13 protein-coding genes are annotated in these 13,921 nt (G+C 73.9%); 7 read left to right on the top strand and 6 right to left on the bottom strand.

Features of this window, described 5'->3' with window-relative positions:
• Nucleotides 1-90 precede the first annotated feature (90 nt).
• The 3 genes from ACZ4SV_RS32155 to ACZ4SV_RS32145 all read right to left on the bottom strand — a co-directional run bounded on the left by ACZ4SV_RS32155 (nt 91) and on the right by ACZ4SV_RS32145 (nt 2,144).
• Nucleotides 91-546 (bottom strand): ATP-binding protein, encoded by a 456-nt coding sequence (locus tag ACZ4SV_RS32155; protein ID WP_365881311.1) that lies wholly within the window; start codon nt 544-546, stop codon nt 91-93.
• 188 nt (nt 547-734) lie between these two features.
• Entirely contained in the window at nt 735-1,184 is a 450-nt protein-coding gene (locus tag ACZ4SV_RS32150; RefSeq protein ID WP_365881325.1) for a MarR family winged helix-turn-helix transcriptional regulator, read from the bottom strand.
• A gap of 270 nt (nt 1,185-1,454) precedes the next feature.
• Entirely contained in the window at nt 1,455-2,144 is a 690-nt protein-coding gene (locus ACZ4SV_RS32145) for a PepSY domain-containing protein (RefSeq protein ID WP_468008784.1), read from the bottom strand.
• A 177-nt stretch (nt 2,145-2,321) separates the two neighbouring features.
• Between ACZ4SV_RS32145 and ACZ4SV_RS32140 the strand changes: the two genes are divergently transcribed.
• From ACZ4SV_RS32140 to ACZ4SV_RS32130, 3 genes are all read left to right on the top strand, one after another.
• The gene (locus ACZ4SV_RS32140) at nt 2,322-3,830 is read left to right on the top strand and encodes an MFS transporter (protein ID WP_468008780.1); all 1,509 of its coding nucleotides are present in this window, start codon (nt 2,322-2,324) and stop codon (nt 3,828-3,830) included.
• A gap of 231 nt (nt 3,831-4,061) precedes the next feature.
• The gene (locus tag ACZ4SV_RS32135) at nt 4,062-4,277 is read left to right on the top strand and encodes a hypothetical protein (protein WP_468008776.1); all 216 of its coding nucleotides are present in this window, start codon (nt 4,062-4,064) and stop codon (nt 4,275-4,277) included.
• Nucleotides 4,278-4,593: 316 nt separating this feature from the next.
• Entirely contained in the window at nt 4,594-5,019 is a 426-nt protein-coding gene (locus ACZ4SV_RS32130) for a pyridoxamine 5'-phosphate oxidase family protein (RefSeq protein ID WP_468008772.1), read from the top strand.
• A 120-nt stretch (nt 5,020-5,139) separates the two neighbouring features.
• On the opposite strand, the gene ACZ4SV_RS32125 is transcribed toward ACZ4SV_RS32130, so the two are convergent.
• Entirely contained in the window at nt 5,140-6,330 is a 1,191-nt protein-coding gene (locus ACZ4SV_RS32125) for a S1 family peptidase (RefSeq protein ID WP_468008769.1), read from the bottom strand.
• 143 nt (nt 6,331-6,473) lie between these two features.
• Nucleotides 6,474-7,370 (bottom strand): SDR family NAD(P)-dependent oxidoreductase, encoded by an 897-nt coding sequence (locus tag ACZ4SV_RS32120; RefSeq protein WP_468008766.1) that lies wholly within the window; start codon nt 7,368-7,370, stop codon nt 6,474-6,476.
• A 71-nt stretch (nt 7,371-7,441) separates the two neighbouring features.
• Between ACZ4SV_RS32120 and ACZ4SV_RS32115 the strand changes: the two genes are divergently transcribed.
• Nucleotides 7,442-8,383, top strand: coding sequence for a LysR family transcriptional regulator (locus tag ACZ4SV_RS32115; protein ID WP_468008762.1), 942 nt, complete (start codon nt 7,442-7,444; stop codon nt 8,381-8,383).
• 384 nt (nt 8,384-8,767) lie between these two features.
• Here the strand turns inward: ACZ4SV_RS32115 and htpG are convergent, their stop codons facing one another.
• Nucleotides 8,768-10,693, bottom strand: a complete 1,926-nt coding sequence (gene htpG, locus ACZ4SV_RS32110) for a molecular chaperone HtpG (protein ID WP_468008758.1) — start codon at nt 10,691-10,693, stop codon at nt 8,768-8,770.
• A 247-nt stretch (nt 10,694-10,940) separates the two neighbouring features.
• On the opposite strand from htpG, the gene ACZ4SV_RS32105 reads away from it, so the two are divergent.
• The 3 genes from ACZ4SV_RS32105 (at nt 10,941) to ACZ4SV_RS32095 (ending at nt 13,903) form a co-directional block, all read left to right on the top strand.
• Nucleotides 10,941-11,417: an SRPBCC family protein gene (locus tag ACZ4SV_RS32105; RefSeq protein ID WP_365883962.1), complete on the top strand. Its 477-nt coding sequence runs from the start codon at nt 10,941-10,943 to the stop codon at nt 11,415-11,417.
• Nucleotides 11,418-11,860: 443 nt separating this feature from the next.
• On the top strand, nt 11,861-12,745 hold the full coding sequence (locus tag ACZ4SV_RS32100) for a DUF6424 family protein (protein ID WP_468008753.1): 885 nt from the start codon (nt 11,861-11,863) through the stop codon (nt 12,743-12,745).
• Nucleotides 12,746-12,778: 33 nt separating this feature from the next.
• On the top strand, nt 12,779-13,903 hold the full coding sequence (locus tag ACZ4SV_RS32095) for a DUF2235 domain-containing protein (protein ID WP_468008750.1): 1,125 nt from the start codon (nt 12,779-12,781) through the stop codon (nt 13,901-13,903).
• The last annotated feature ends 18 nt before the right edge of the window (nt 13,904-13,921 follow it).

Below are 13,921 nucleotides of genomic sequence, written 5' to 3'. Positions count from 1 at the left end.
ACGCCAACACCAGGCCCGCACCAGCCACTACAAACGACGCGGACACAGCCCCTGACCTGGCCATCAGTCACGGCAAGCACCGTTGCAGTACTAGGCGTGGATGCCGTCCGGGTCGTCGGCCAGGGCGATGCGGGCGATGATCCGCTTGCCCACCGGTTCCTTGCGCACCTCGAAGCCCTGGACGACGGCCAGCACGATCTCCAGCCCGTGCTGCCCGACGCGGCCCGGATCGGCGGCCCGGGCCACCGGCAGCACCGGTTCGCCGTCCCACACGGCCACCTCGATCAGACCGCCCACGATCCGCAGCTCCAGCAGCACCGGGCCGGGCGCGTACTTGCGGGCGTTGGTGACCAGTTCGCTGACCACCAGCCGCGTCACGTCCAGCGCGCGTGCCGACACCGGCAGCCCGTACTCCCGCTGCACCCGCGCGAGGAAGTCGGCCGCACGCCGACGCGCCTCCGCGATGCACGGACCGTCGCCGTCCAGCACGACGGTCTCCTGGACCGGCCCGGAGCCGGCCACACCTTCGCCGCCGGGTCCCGACATCACCGGCTCCATGCGTGTTCCCCCGTTCATGTGCCCTCGCCTACCCGCCAACGACCGGGACATGCCCGCTCCGGCCGACCGCCTACACCTCCGGCCCCCGCGACGGGGCCGGTCCGCCCGCCGGACCACCGGCGGCCCCTGGGCGGACGGCCCGCCCGCGCCGCCGGCGGACGCCCCCCCCCGCCTGGTCACCGCGCGCCGGGGCCGGGTGCCGCCGGGTCTTCGTCGAGCGCCGCCAGGAAGGCCCGCAGGCCCTCGCGGAGCGCTGCCCTGTCCTGCGGTCCCATCCCGTCCAGCACCGCCGCCAGCGTCCGCGCCCTGCGCCGGGCGACGTCGCCGAGGACCCCCCGGGCATGCCGGGTGAGGTTCAGCCGTACCTCCCGCCGCCGGTGCGGGTGCAGAGCGCGCTCCAGCAGACCGGCCGCCTCCAGCCGGTCGCACAACCGGCTCGCCGTGGGCAGCCCGATGTCCAGCCGTTCCGCCAGGGCGGTCAGGTTCAGTCCCGGCGCCGCCTCCAGCGTGCGCAGTGCCCGTAGCTGGTGCGGCGACAGCCGTGACGCCACCTGCCGGGCGGCCGACGACCACGGGGCCGTCAGGCGCTCCACGGCGTCGGAGATGTCCAGCGCGGCGGCCGTCATGCCGTCCGGTGATTCCCGGGCCACAAGGATGCCCCTCTTCCTTTCGGCTGCTCCCCGGCAGGTCCGGCCGGGCCTCCGGCCTGGCACCGCGCCGGCCGGAGGGCGTCCGGTGCCCGGGCGGCGGGCCGGTGTGCGGCGCGATCGGCCGCGCTCGCCGGGTGCCCCGGCCGGGCGCCGTCATGGGGGGCGGAGTGCCGCGGGAGAGGAGACGCGGTCGGCGGTGGCGTGCGGTCACGGCCGGCCGCTTGCCGCTCGCGGCGGGTGCGGGCGTCAGTCCCGGTCGATGTGCTCCCGGAGGATCTTGCGGCTGGCCGCGTCGATGTCGAGGGTCGTCTTGTTCCAGTCGTCGGTCGTCACGACGTCGACGGACCACTTCGGCCCGGCTCCGCCGGAGTCCTCCAGCTCGACGGCGGTGACGGTGCCCCTGGTCCTGTTCGTGGCGGTCTTCGCCGCGTCCCGCGCGGTCACGGTCGCCCGCTTCAGCCGGTCCGCCAGTTCGCGCCTGTCGTCGGCGTCCTCGTCCTCCTCGGCCCGTGCCGGGCCGGCCTTTCCGGTCACGGCGTCGACGCGGACGGTGTGGACGGTGCCGTCGCCGGTCGCCACCTCGGCCTCCCACCGGGGGCTGCGGGCCGGACCCTTGAGTTCGATGGAGACCGGTGCCGAGTGGGGGACGGCCGCCACAGCGGCGCTGAGTGCCTGTTCGTAGCCGGTCTTGGCCTTGGGGACGAGCGCCTCGCGCTCCTTCTGGTCCTTGGTCAGGCTGCCCGTGCCCGCCGACGCCGAGGACGAGGCCGTCGACGGCGAGGACGAGGCCGCGGCTATCCGGGCGGCCTCCGCGGCACCGGTGTCCGCGGCCTCACCACCGGTCTCGGTGCCGCAGCCGCCGAGCAGCGCCCCGGCCGCGGCGCAGACGAGCGCGGCAGCCCGGAAGAACGGCGGACGTTCACGGACAGGAGTCATTATGTCACTTTGAGTAGTCATATGGTCAGTTTAGGTGAGATGTCCCTCTGGTGCCTGGCTTGAAGACTCCCGTCCGCGGGTCTCCCACGGGTCCGGGCGGCGTAGCACGCTGGAGGGTGTGCCCGTCGGGGGCGGGGGAACCTGTTCCGCCCGGCGGCCCCGAGGAGAGGAGTCCCCGTGACAGCGTCGTCGTCGGCCGCGGACGGCCGGGGCGCGGACGCCCCGGCGGACGGGTACGAGCCCGATCCGCAGCGCTGGCGCGCCCTGTGGGTCACTCTGGTGGCCGGGTTCATGAGCCTGCTCGACGTCACGATCGTCGCGGTCGCCCTGCCCACCGTCCAGCGTGACCTGCACGCCTCCCCGGCGCAGGTGCAGTGGGTGGTGTCCGGGTACGCCCTGACCTTCGCCCTCGCCCTCGTCACCGCGGGCCGGCTCGGCGACGCCCTGGACCGGCGCCGCATCTTCCTGCTGGCCCTCGGCGGCTTCGTGGTCTGCAGCGCGGCCTGCGGGGCGGCCCCGGACATCACGCTGCTGGTGGCGGCCCGGCTCGCCCAGGGCCTGGCGGCCGGCTTCATGGCGCCGCAGAACTCCGCGCTCATCCAGCAGATGTTCCGCGGCGCCGAACGCGGACGCGCCTTCGGCTTCTTCGGCGCCACCGTCGGCATCTCCTCCGCCGCCGGCCCGATCACCGGCGGCGCGATCCTCGCCCTCGCCTCCGGTGCCCAGGGCTGGCGGTGGATCTTCTACGTCAACGTCCCCATCGGCATCCTCGCCGTCCTGCTCGGCCGCCGTCTGCTGCCCCGCGTGCCGCGCTCCGGGCGGGGCCGGGTGGATCTGGCCGGCGTGCTGCTGCTGGGTGCCGGAGTGCTCGCGCTGATGTATCCGCTGGTGCTGGCGGACTCCGGTGGCATCAGCCGTCTGTGGTGGTTGTTCCCCGTGGGCGCCGCGGTCCTCGTCGTCTTCACCCGGTGGCAGCACCGGCTCGTCGCCCGGGACGCGCAACCGCTGCTGGACCCACGCCTGTTCACCACCGTGCGCGGCTACGCCGTCGGCGCCGGCATCGGCACGCTGTACTTCGTCGGCTTCAGCGGCGTCTGGCTGGTCTTCGCCCTGTTCTACCAGCGCGGGCTCGACTTCTCGCCGCTCCGGTCCGGTCTCGCCGTCACCCCGTTCGCCCTGGGCTCGGCCAGCGCGGCCGTGGTCTCGGGCCGGCTGGTGGAGCGGTACGGCCGTTCGCTCACCGTCTGCGGCCTCGCGGCGGTGATCGCCGGCCTCGGCGGCACCGCGCTGCTGCTCGCCCTCGCGCCCCTCCACCTCGCTCCCTGGATCGCCGCCCCGGTCCTCTTCCTCGGCGGCGTCGGCAGCGGCTTCGTGGTCTCGCCCAACATCACCATGACCCTGCGGGACGTGCCCGTGCGCATGGCGGGCGCGGCGGGCGGCGCGCTGCAGACCGGGCAGCGGCTCGGCGCCGCGCTGGGGACCGCCGCGCTGCCCGGTCTGTTCTACCTGGTGCTGGGCAGGCACGGCGACTACCGCGGCGCGCTCGTCACCGCGCTCGGCGCCGCGCTCGTCGGCATGGCGGCGTCCCTGGCTCTCGCGGCCTACGACTGGTGGCGCGACCGGCGGCCGCGCCACCACCGCCGGGACGAAACCGCCGACGATCCCGTGCACGCCCGGCAGACCTGACCGCCCGCGGACCCCGGGCGCGCGGGCCTCGGGTGTGCGGGCCCCGGGTGCGGGGGCGTACGCGCCCTCCGGCCGCCGTCGGTCCGGCCCCGGGCCCGGCCGAGCGCTCCCGGGCCGGTGCCGGGTGACAGGGCCATCAGGGTGGCCCCGGCCCGTGTCGGGCGGCCGGGGCGCGCACGGTTGGCCATGCTGGGCCGGGAGCGGCACCCTCGCGCGGACAAGGAGCACTGCATGCCGACGGACCCGGTCGAACGATTCCTCGCGGCACTGGACCCCGGTCACCGGGAGGCCGTCGGCGCCCGGTCGCACGAGGAACAGCGACAGCTCGCGGCGGCCTGGGAACGGGAGCTGGAGTCGGACGACGAGCTGGACACCCTCGACGAGCTGTCCCCGCCGGCGGCCGAGGCGGAGGCGGCCCGCCGCGTCCTGGAGCGGGAAGCCGGGTAAGGCACCCGCCGCCCCCTGGGGTGGGGCGCCGGACAACGCACCCGCCACGCCGGCCCCGGCCTCCATGACCCCGGCCGCCGGAAAGCCCGGCATGGTCCCGGCGAGAGGCCCTAAAGGGTCTTTCGTTGGGATCAGGCCGGATCAGGGAGCGGGGTCTGGTGCCGTGCATCGCAAGGCGGAGGAGGGCGCCATGGCGGAGCCATGGCAACCGACGACAACGCCGCTGGGGGCACCCCCTGCTCGAAGAGCTTGGGGGAGCGGCACCAGGGCCCGCGAGCCCGGCATGATCCCAACGGGAGGCCCTAAGGTCGGGCGCATGACCCTGTCCCGTGATGAACGAGAACAGTTCCTGGCGGAGCCGCACATCGGCGCTCTGTCGGTCGTCGAACGGCCGGACCGCGCACCGCTGACGGTTCCCATCTGGTACCAGTACACGCCGGGCGGTGAACTCTGGGTGCGCACCGGACCCGACTCGCGCAAGGCCCGGGCGATCCGCTCGGCCGGCCGCTTCAGTCTGATGGTGCAGCGCGCGGCGCCCTCGGTGCGCTACGTCTGGGTCGAGGGGCCCGTCACCAGGACCGCCCCGGACAGCCGGGACCGGTCCTGGGAGCTGGCCGCGCGGTACCTGCCGGAGGAGAAGGTCGCCGGGTTCGTGGAGTACGACGCGGCCCACCTGGGCGAGCACTTCCTGATCTACATGCGGCCGGAGCGCTGGGTCGCGACGGACCTCGGAGCCTTCTGACGGCGGCGCCCGCGCGGTGACGCCGGGCGCCTGGGACGGGGCCCGTCGCCGTTCGGACGGGCCCCTGGGGCGGCGGCCGGTGCGCGCACCGGGTCGTCCGCCCGGCCGGCGGGTCCGGGCTCAGCCGGTGTACGTGTGCAGCGTCAGGCCGTAGCGGTTGAGGATCTCGTTGACCGGCTGGAACCAGGTCTCGCCGCCGGAGCTGCAGTTGCCCCAGCCTCCGGAGGTGACGCCCTGGGCCTGGTCACCGGAGATGAAGGAGCCGCCGGAGTCGCCGGGTTCGGCGCACACACTCGTCTTGGTCAGCTCGTGCACCGCGCCCTGGCTGTAGTTGACGGTCTCGTTGAGGGCCAGCACCGTGCCGCAGTGCCAGTGCGACGTGGAGCCCGAGCGGCAGATGGAGGAACCGACCGGTGCCACGGCCGAGCCGCGCACGAGCTGGTCGGACACCGTGCCCCAGCCCAGGACGACGGGCACCGTCCACCAGCCGCTGCCCACGCTGACCCAGGCGTAGTCGTTGTCCGGGAACGAGGACCCCTGGAAGGTGCCGATGTAGGAGCCGTCCCAGCCGTTGACCCCGGCGCCGGGCGAGCCGCAGTGGCCGGCGGTGACGAAGCCGCCGTAGACCGAGAAGCCTATGGAGCAGCGGACGTTGCCCGTGTAGTACGGGTCGCCGCCGACCGTTCCGGCGGCGAAGGTGCGGGGCGCGGCGGCGACCGTCCGCACCGTGACGGGACCCGCCTGGCGGGCCCGGGACAGGAACGCGCGGACATCGTTGTCGGCACGGTCCTGCCGTACGACGTCGACGACGACGGTGCTCGCCTTCGGGTCGACGTGCCAGCCGCTCACGCCCGCCGGGGCGGTCAGCCGGTCGATGCGTGTCTTGGTGGCGTCGAGCTGGCGGGCGGAGTGCGCGGCGGTGCGGACCCGGGCGCCGGACGCCTCGATCGCGCGGCGGGTGCTCGCCGGGGCGGCTTTGGTGAGCGCCACGGTCAGCCGGCCCTGGCCGGCGTCGAACCAGGAACCGGCGTAGGCGTTTCCGGCCGTCTTGCGGACCTTGGGGTCGAGTGTCGCGGCGGCCCGCTCGGCCGCGATCCGCGCCTTCGCCTGCGTCCGGGTCAGCCGCAGGTCGCGCTGCATCGCGGTCACCAGGCCGTCGGCCGCGGGCTTGGAGGAGGCGGTCCGGGCGGTGCCGGCCGGCGTGGACACGGCGGAGCCGGTGGCCGCCGCGGGTGCGGTGCCCGCCGCGCTCCAGCCGCCGAGGATCAGGAGCGCGGACAGCGCGGTGTACGTCAGCTTGCTGCGTCTCATGGGATCGTCCTTCGTCGTTCCAGGGGTGGGGATGGAACAGCCGAATTCTGAGAGCGCTCTCGTGCGTGGCCGAGGAGAGCCTAGACTCTCCCGGGCGTCAGGTCCATGCCAATGCTGGAATCGGCACCGTCCCCCTCGCGTGTTCAGGGCGTGAGCAGACGCTCCTGTTCCACCGGGGGCGTGCCGTCGTACCAGGACAGGGCCCTGCCGAAGCGGACCAACTCCCCGTAGTGGGCCGGGTCCACGTGCTCGGCGGTGATCAGGTCGAGCACGGCCTCGGCCGCCTGTGCCGGTGACTGGGCGCCGGTGTGGCCGCCGAACCAGGGGCGCGAGGTGGCGGTGTCGACCATGCCGGGGCAGACGGCCGCGAGGAGCGTGCCGGCGGCGAGGTCCCGGGCCCGGCGTTCGGCGGCGACCGCGCGGACGGCGGCGACCTGGGCCACCTTGGAGGGCACGTTCAGCCAGCGGGGCCAGCCCGCCTCCTGCGCGGTGCCGGCGTGGACGGCGGCCCGCCAGGACTCGACGGCGTGCTCGACCCGGTCGAGGTCGGCGCCGTCGAACAGGTGGTGCAGGCGCGGATCGAGGTGGCCGAGGGTGCCGAGGCTGCTGGCCACGACGAGCAGCCGGCCGCCGGGGCGCAGGACGGGGCCGAAGGAGCGCAGGACGGCGTGGGTGGCGGTGTTGGAGACGTCGATGACCTCGTCGGCGCGCGCCGCCTGCGACTCCTCGGGCAGCACCCGGGTGACCGCGTTGGAGACGACGACGTCCACGCCCCCGTACCGCGCCCGGAGGTCCGCGGCGAGGCGGGCGATGGCGCCGGTGTCGGTGACGTCCAGCACCCGGCCCTCGACCCGCGCCCGCGTTCCGGGCAGCCGGCCGACCTCGCGGGCGGCGTCGGCCACGCGGCGCGGGTCGCGGCCGGTGAGCAGGACCAGACCGGCGGGTGTCATGCGGGCCGCGAGTCCTTCGGCCAGGGCGCGCCCGAGCCCTTGGTTGGCGCCGGTGACGAGGGCGATCCGGGACAGGTGTGAGGTGTTCATGGCTGCCACGCTAGAAAGACCGGCTCCATGAGTCCAACGAGTGTCACGCATCTCTGCTATGCGTATTCGTCATGGACTTCACGGATGTGTCGCTGACCGCGCTGCGGGTGTTCCGGGCCGTCGCCGAGCAGGGGACTTTCACGGCGGCCGCCGCCTCCCTGGGCTACACCCAGTCGGCGGTGTCCCGGCAGATCGCCGCGCTCGAACGGGCCGCGGGCGCGGAGCTGCTGGAGCGGCGGCGCGACGGGGTGCGGCTCACGGCGGCCGGCCGGATCGTCATGCGCCGCGCGACGGCCGTGCTCGCCGAGATCGAGGCGACCGCGAGGGAACTGTCCGGTCTGCCCGGGCAGTCCGGCACGGTCCGGCTCGGCTGGTTCCCGAGCGCCGGTGCCGTGCTGCTCCCCCGCGCCCTCGCGGCGCTGCGCCGCACCCATCCCGGGCTGCGGGTCGTCGGCCGGGAGGGCAGCACCCCGGCGCTGGTGCGGGCGCTGCGGGCCGGCACTCTGGACCTCGCGGTGCTCGCGTCGGCACCGCCGTTCGATCCGCCGGACGCCAAGTCGCCGCCGCTCGTGCTGCGGACGCTCACCGAGCGCGCCCTCTGCCTGGCCGTGCCCGCCTCGCATCCGCTGGCCCGCGGCGACTACGTCGACGTCGCCGACCTGCGCGGGCAGCGCTGGATCGGCGGGTCCTCCACGGGTGAGGACCGGCTGCTGGGCGTATGGCCGGGTCTGGACGAGCGGCCCGAGATCGCGTACACGGCCCGGGACTGGCTCGCCAAGCTGCACCTGGTGGCCGCGGGCTGCGGGCTGACCACGGTGCCCGCCGCTCTCGCAGCCGCCGCGCCGCCGGGTGTCCGGGTCCTGCCGGTCCGGGGCGGGCCGCAGGCGCAGCGGCGCCTGCTGCTGGCCCGTCTCCCCCACCCGCCGTCCGAACCCGTCGGTCGGGTGGCCGCCGCCCTGCGCACCGCGGCCCTCGAACTGGACGCACCCGCCCCGCCCCCGGCGCCGTCGTGACGGCGGGGGCGGGGCGGGAGGGGTCGCCGGTGCCGACCCGTGGCCGACCATCTGGGGACGGACGGGCGGGGCCGGGCGAGGTGGCCGGTACCGGCCCGTGGCCGGCCGCCCCGAGACGGACGGCCGGAGCCGGGCGAGGTGGCCCGTGCCGACCCGTGGCCGGCCGTCCGGAGACAGACCGGCGGGGCCGGGCGAGGTGACCGGTGCCGGCCCGTGGCCGGCCGTCCGGAGACAGACCGCCGGAGCCGGGCGAGGTGGCCGGTACCGGCCCGTGGCCGGCCGCCGTCCCGAGACGGACGGGCGGGGCCGGAGATGGGGTGGCCGGTACCGGCCCGTGGCCGTGGCCGTGGCCGGCCGTCCGGAGACGGACCGGCGGGGCCGTGGCTACAGTGCGCGTTCCAGCCGGTCCGCCATCAGCTTGACGAACCGGGCCGGTTCCTTGGGCTGGCCGCCCTCGGCGAGCACCGCGAGCCCGTGCAGCAGCTCGGCGGTCTCGACCAGCCCGGTGCGGTCCTCGCGCTCCTGGTAGGCCTGGTTGAGGCCCTTCACCAGCCGGTGGTCCGGGTTGAGTTCCAGGATCCGCTTGGCGCGGGGCACCTCCTGGCCCATCGCGCGGTACATGTTCTCCAGCGCCGGGGTGAGGTCGTGGGCGTCGGACACGACGCAGGCCGGGGAGACGGTGAGGCGGGAGGACAGGCGCACCTCCTTGATGTCCTCGTCCAGCTGCTCCTTCATCCAGCCGAGCAGCCCGGCGTACTCCTCGGTCTGCTTCTCCCGGTCGCCCTCGGCGGTGTCCTCGTCCTTGGCGTCGAGGTCGATCTGCCCCTTGGCGACGGACCGCAGCTTCTTGCCCTCGTACTCGCCGACGGTGTCGGCCCACACCTCGTCGACCGGGTCGGTGAGCAGCAGCACCTCGATGCCGCGCTCCCGGAACGCCTCCATGTGCGGGGAGTTCTCGATGCTCTGCCGGGACTCGCCGGTCAGGTAGTAGATGTCCTCCTGGCCTTCCTTCGTCCGCTCCACGTACTGCTTGAGCGTGGTCGGCTCGGTGTCGTCGTGCGTGCTGGCGAAGGAGGCGACGGCGAGGAGGGCGTCCCGGTTCTCCGCGTCGGTGACCAGCCCCTCCTTCAGGACCGTGCCGAACTCCCGCCAGAACGTGCCGTACCGCTCCGTGTCCTTGGTCATCATCTCCTTGACCGTGGACAGGACCTTCTTCGTCAGCCGGCGCCGCATCATCTCGATGTGGCGGTCCTGCTGGAGGATCTCGCGGGACACGTTCAGCGAGAGGTCGGCGGCGTCCACGACGCCCTTGACGAAGCGGAGGTACGGCGGGAGCAGCGCCTCGCAGTCGTCCATGATGAACACCCGCTTGACGTACAGCTGCACGCCGCGCTTGGCGTCGCGGGTGAACAGGTCGTGGGGTGCGTGCGCGGGGAGGAACAGCAGCGCCTGGTACTCGAAGGTGCCCTCGGCCTGGAGCCGGATCGTCTCCAGCGGGTCGCGCCAGTCGTGGCCGATGTGCTTGTACAGCTCGTGGTACTCGTCGTCGGACACCTCGTCGCGGGGCCGCGCCCACAGCGCCTTCATCGAGTTGAGCGTCTCGGGCTCGGGCGCCTCGCCGCCCTCGGCGGTGTCCGCGCCCTCGGGGTTCGCGGGCTTCTCGGGCACCATGCGGATCGGCCAGGTGATGAAGTCCGAGTACCGCTTGACGATTTCCTTGATCTTCCACGGCGAGGTGTAGTCGTGGAGCTGGTTCTCCGGGTCGGCGGGCTTGAGATGGAGCGTGACCGAGGTGCCCTGCGGCGCGTCGTCCACCTTCTCCAGCGTGTACGTGCCCTCGCCGCGCGAGGACCAGCGGGTGCCCTGGCTCTCGCCGGCGCGCCGGGTCAGCAGCGTGACCTCGTCGGCCACCATGAAACCGGAGTAGAAGCCGACGCCGAACTGGCCGATCAGCCCGTCCTCACCGGCCTTGTCCTTGGCCTCCCGCAGTTCCTGGAGGAACTGCGCGGTGCCCGAGTTGGCGATCGTGCCGATGAGCTGCCCGACCTCGTCGTACGACATCCCGATGCCGTTGTCCCGCACGGTGAGCGTACGGGCTTCCTTGTCGATGTCGATCTCGATGTGCGGGTCGGACACATCGGCGTCCAGCGAGTCGTCCCAGAGTTTCTCCAGACGGAGTTTGTCCAGCGCGTCGGAGGCGTTGGAGACGAGTTCCCGCAGGAAGACATCCTTGTTCGAGTACACCGAGTGGATCATCAGCTGGAGCAGCTGACGGGCCTCTACCTGAAACTCAAACGTCTCGGTCGGCATGTTCGCGAATACCTCACAGGTCCTGTTGCCCTGAACTGGTGGCAAACACTGTAAAACACCACGTCAGGGCCGTGCGCGCAAGTTGCGTGAACGGGCCGGATTCCTCACGGGACGGCCGGCGCGGTCCGCCGGCCGGCGGCGGCGGTCATGACCGTCCGCTCCTCGGGTACCCGGTCGGTCCCGGCCCGGGTCCGCCCCGCGGGCCCGCCGGGCGAAGCACAGTCGAGCAGTGAGAACGGAGACGCAGATGAGCACGGTCAAGGAAGCGGTGGAAGTCGACGTCCCCCTGCACACCGCCTACAACCAGTGGACGCAGTTCGAGGACTTCCCGCACTTCATGGAAGGTGTCGAGCAGGTCACCCAGGTGGACGACCGGCACAACCACTGGACCACGAAGATCGGCGGGGTCCGGCGCGAGTTCGACACCGAGATCGTCGACCAGCTGCCCGACGAGCGGATCACCTGGCGGACGGTCACCGGCGACACCAGCCAGCGCGGCAGTGTCCGCTTCGAGCGCCTGGACGACTCGCACACCAAGGTCGAGCTGGTGATGGAGGTCGAGCCCAGCGGGGCCGTGGAGAAGGCGGCGGACCTGCTCGGCACGATCGACCGCCGCGTCAAGGGCGACATGAAGCGGTTCAAGGAGTACATCGAGGAGCACGGCGCCGAGTCCGGCGCGTGGCGCGGCCGGATCGCGCCCGGTGACGCGGGGTCGGCCCTGTGACCACCGGCACCCCGGGACGCAGAGGCCGGCCCGCCCGGCGCCGGCCGTGACCGGGCCGGCGGGTCTCCTCCGGGAGGGCTGTCGGCGGCGGTCACCGTCCGGCGCGTACCGGGCGGCGGAGCGAAGGGGCGGTGCCTTTTACGCGACGCGGTCTCCCCGTACCCGCCCGCCCGCGACCCCGTCTTCCCTTACCCGCCCGCCTGCGGCCCGGCCGCAGGCGGGCGCGGGCTTCCCGGCGGCAGGCCCGGGCGGAAGCGGCCGCGCGGGCCGCGGTGATCGCCGCGCCGGGTCGAAAACGCGCGCCGGCGGGCGCAGGATGGACGTAGGGTCTTTTGCACGCTGCCAGGGCCCGCGAGCCCGGCACGATCCGAACGACAGGCCCTAGGGGGAACCCGGCACCGCGGGCCGTATCCCGGGCCGCGGGGCGGCACGAGGAGGGCGCCATGACCCGCGCCGGCACTGCACCCACGGCCCCGATGCCCGACACCCTCACCCTGGGCGGCACCGAGTCGGAGAACCATCCCTGGCGGATCCGGCTGGTCGAACATCCCAAGCGCTTCGAGTCGCCGTTCTTCCGGGCGGCGAAGCGGACCGCCCACAAGATCCTCGACCAGATCGACGACGCGGACCTGCCGTACGGGCCCCGGCCCAGCGGGTCCGAGCGCTGGGAGATGCACCACGGAGGCAGTCTGTGGGTGATGACGGGTGACGGCTGGCGGATGTACCGGGCCCGGGTCGGCATCGAGTGGAGCATGCAGTTCTGCGCCGAGCCGGCGAAGACCGACCGGCTGCGCCGGGACGCCGCCACACTCGTGGCCGCCTTCCCGGAGACGCTGGGCGCGCTGCGGGACCTCGGTTACGAGGAGGCCGAGGAGTTGCTGGCCACACCGATCGAGGACGCGGACGGCGTCGAGGCGTGGACGGACTCCCTGTTCAACGCCTGCGTGCCGATGAGCCACGGCAACCACCAGGGCGTCCTGCCGAAGGTGCCCGGCGAGCACCACTACCCGTGGCCGGTGAAGGGCGCGGACTTCTTCCGCTACGACGACTTCCAGTTGTGGGTGACCCTGCCCGACGGCACGCACGGGGCCGTGACACCGGTGGACCGGCGCGGATCCGGTGACGGGCACGTGCGCCTGGTGCTCGCGCCCGAGAGCAGTCAGGCCGCGGACACGCTGGGCAAGGCGGAGGACCTCGGGCTGATGGCCGTCCTGCCGCCGAACAGTTCGGCCGCGCTCCAGGCCTTCGCCGGGCAGATCGCGCCGGGGCGGCGCACCGCGTCCACGCCGCCGGACACCGGCGGCGCCCAGGACTCCCCGGCCGGCTGACCGTGGCGCCCCGCCCAGCCGAGGGAGGCCGCCGTGCCCCGGAACATCGTCGTGTGCCTGGACGGGACCGGTAACCAGGTCGGTGCCCGGTATCCGACCAACGTCGTCCGGCTGTTCGAGATGCTGGAGGCGGACGATCCGGCACGCCAGCTCCTGTACTACGACCCCGGGGTCGGCACGATGGCGTCGGCCGGGGTCCACGGTCCGGTGGGCCGCGGGCTGTCCCGGCTCTGCGGTCTCGCCCTGGGTACCGGGCTGCGCACCAATCTGGCCGAGGCGTACACGTATCTGATGCGGCACTGGGAACCCGGCGACCGGGTGTACGTCTTCGGGTTCAGCCGGGGCGCCTACACCGCCCGCGCGCTGGTCGGGATGCTCAACAAGCCGGGACTGATGCGGCCGGGCACGGAGAACCTCGTCCCCTACGCGGTGGGCAAGTACGCCTTCAACCACGACATCGACCGCGCCGAACACGAAGTCGCGCGCTTCTCCCACGCCTTCTGCCGGCGGACCGAGCGGGAGCCGCTGTGGGCGGAGATCAAGCGCAACGCCCCGCGGCAGGTGTCGCACCACGCGCTGCCCGTCGCCTACCTCGGCCTCTGGGACACGGTGAAGGCGGCGGGGCTCCTGCGCCCGGGCACGCTGCACTGGCCGTACACGCACCAGCTGCCCAACGCGGCCCGCGTCCGGCACGCCGTCTCGCTCGACGAACGGCGGCGTCCCTTCCGGGAGTTCCTGGTGTCCCGGCGTCCGGAGCCGCTGCGCGAGACCGCGGCGGAGGTGTGGTTCGCCGGGGTGCACTGCGATGTCGGCGGCACCTTCGCGCACGCCCGGGGCGCTCCGCTGCTCTCCACCATCCCGCTGAAGTGGGTCACGGACGGCGCCGCCCGGGACCTGCTCTTCCGTCCCGGCGCGTACGCGGAGGCCTGCGCGGTGACCGAGGACTTCGCCGGCGCCGCCCTGCACCCCAACGGCCCGTTGTGGGTCCTGGCCGGCCGCCGTTCGCGCCGGCCGCCCGGGGACGCGGTCCTGCACACGAGTGTCCGGCTGCGCGCGGAACGCGACCCCGGCTACCGCCCGGACCTCCCCGCCCCCGGTGACGCGGCCCGCTGGGCGGACCCGGACTGGACCAAGCCGGTCCAGACCAGGGAGAGTTGACGGGCCGGTCCGCCGTCC

The organism is Streptomyces sp. NPDC027672 (assembly GCF_055566335.1).
The sequence above is the reverse complement of the archived record's forward strand: the minus strand, read 5'-3'. Positions and strand labels throughout refer to the sequence as shown.

Excerpts from the sequence above, each read along its gene's own strand:
- ACZ4SV_RS32155 (WP_365881311.1), bottom strand. The coding sequence starts at position 546 with ATGTCGGGACCCGGCGGCGAAGGTGTGGCCGGCTCCGGGCCGGTCCAG.
- ACZ4SV_RS32150 (WP_365881325.1), bottom strand. The coding sequence starts at position 1,184 with ATGACGGCCGCCGCGCTGGACATCTCCGACGCCGTGGAGCGCCTGACG.
- ACZ4SV_RS32145 (WP_468008784.1), bottom strand. The coding sequence starts at position 2,144 with ATGACTCCTGTCCGTGAACGTCCGCCGTTCTTCCGGGCTGCCGCGCTC.
- ACZ4SV_RS32135 (WP_468008776.1), top strand. The coding sequence starts at position 4,062 with ATGCCGACGGACCCGGTCGAACGATTCCTCGCGGCACTGGACCCCGGT.
- ACZ4SV_RS32130 (WP_468008772.1), top strand. The coding sequence starts at position 4,594 with ATGACCCTGTCCCGTGATGAACGAGAACAGTTCCTGGCGGAGCCGCAC.
- ACZ4SV_RS32125 (WP_468008769.1), bottom strand. The coding sequence starts at position 6,330 with ATGAGACGCAGCAAGCTGACGTACACCGCGCTGTCCGCGCTCCTGATC.
- ACZ4SV_RS32120 (WP_468008766.1), bottom strand. The coding sequence starts at position 7,370 with ATGAACACCTCACACCTGTCCCGGATCGCCCTCGTCACCGGCGCCAAC.
- ACZ4SV_RS32115 (WP_468008762.1), top strand. The coding sequence starts at position 7,442 with ATGGACTTCACGGATGTGTCGCTGACCGCGCTGCGGGTGTTCCGGGCC.
- htpG (WP_468008758.1), bottom strand. The coding sequence starts at position 10,693 with ATGCCGACCGAGACGTTTGAGTTTCAGGTAGAGGCCCGTCAGCTGCTC.
- ACZ4SV_RS32105 (WP_365883962.1), top strand. The coding sequence starts at position 10,941 with ATGAGCACGGTCAAGGAAGCGGTGGAAGTCGACGTCCCCCTGCACACC.
- ACZ4SV_RS32100 (WP_468008753.1), top strand. The coding sequence starts at position 11,861 with ATGACCCGCGCCGGCACTGCACCCACGGCCCCGATGCCCGACACCCTC.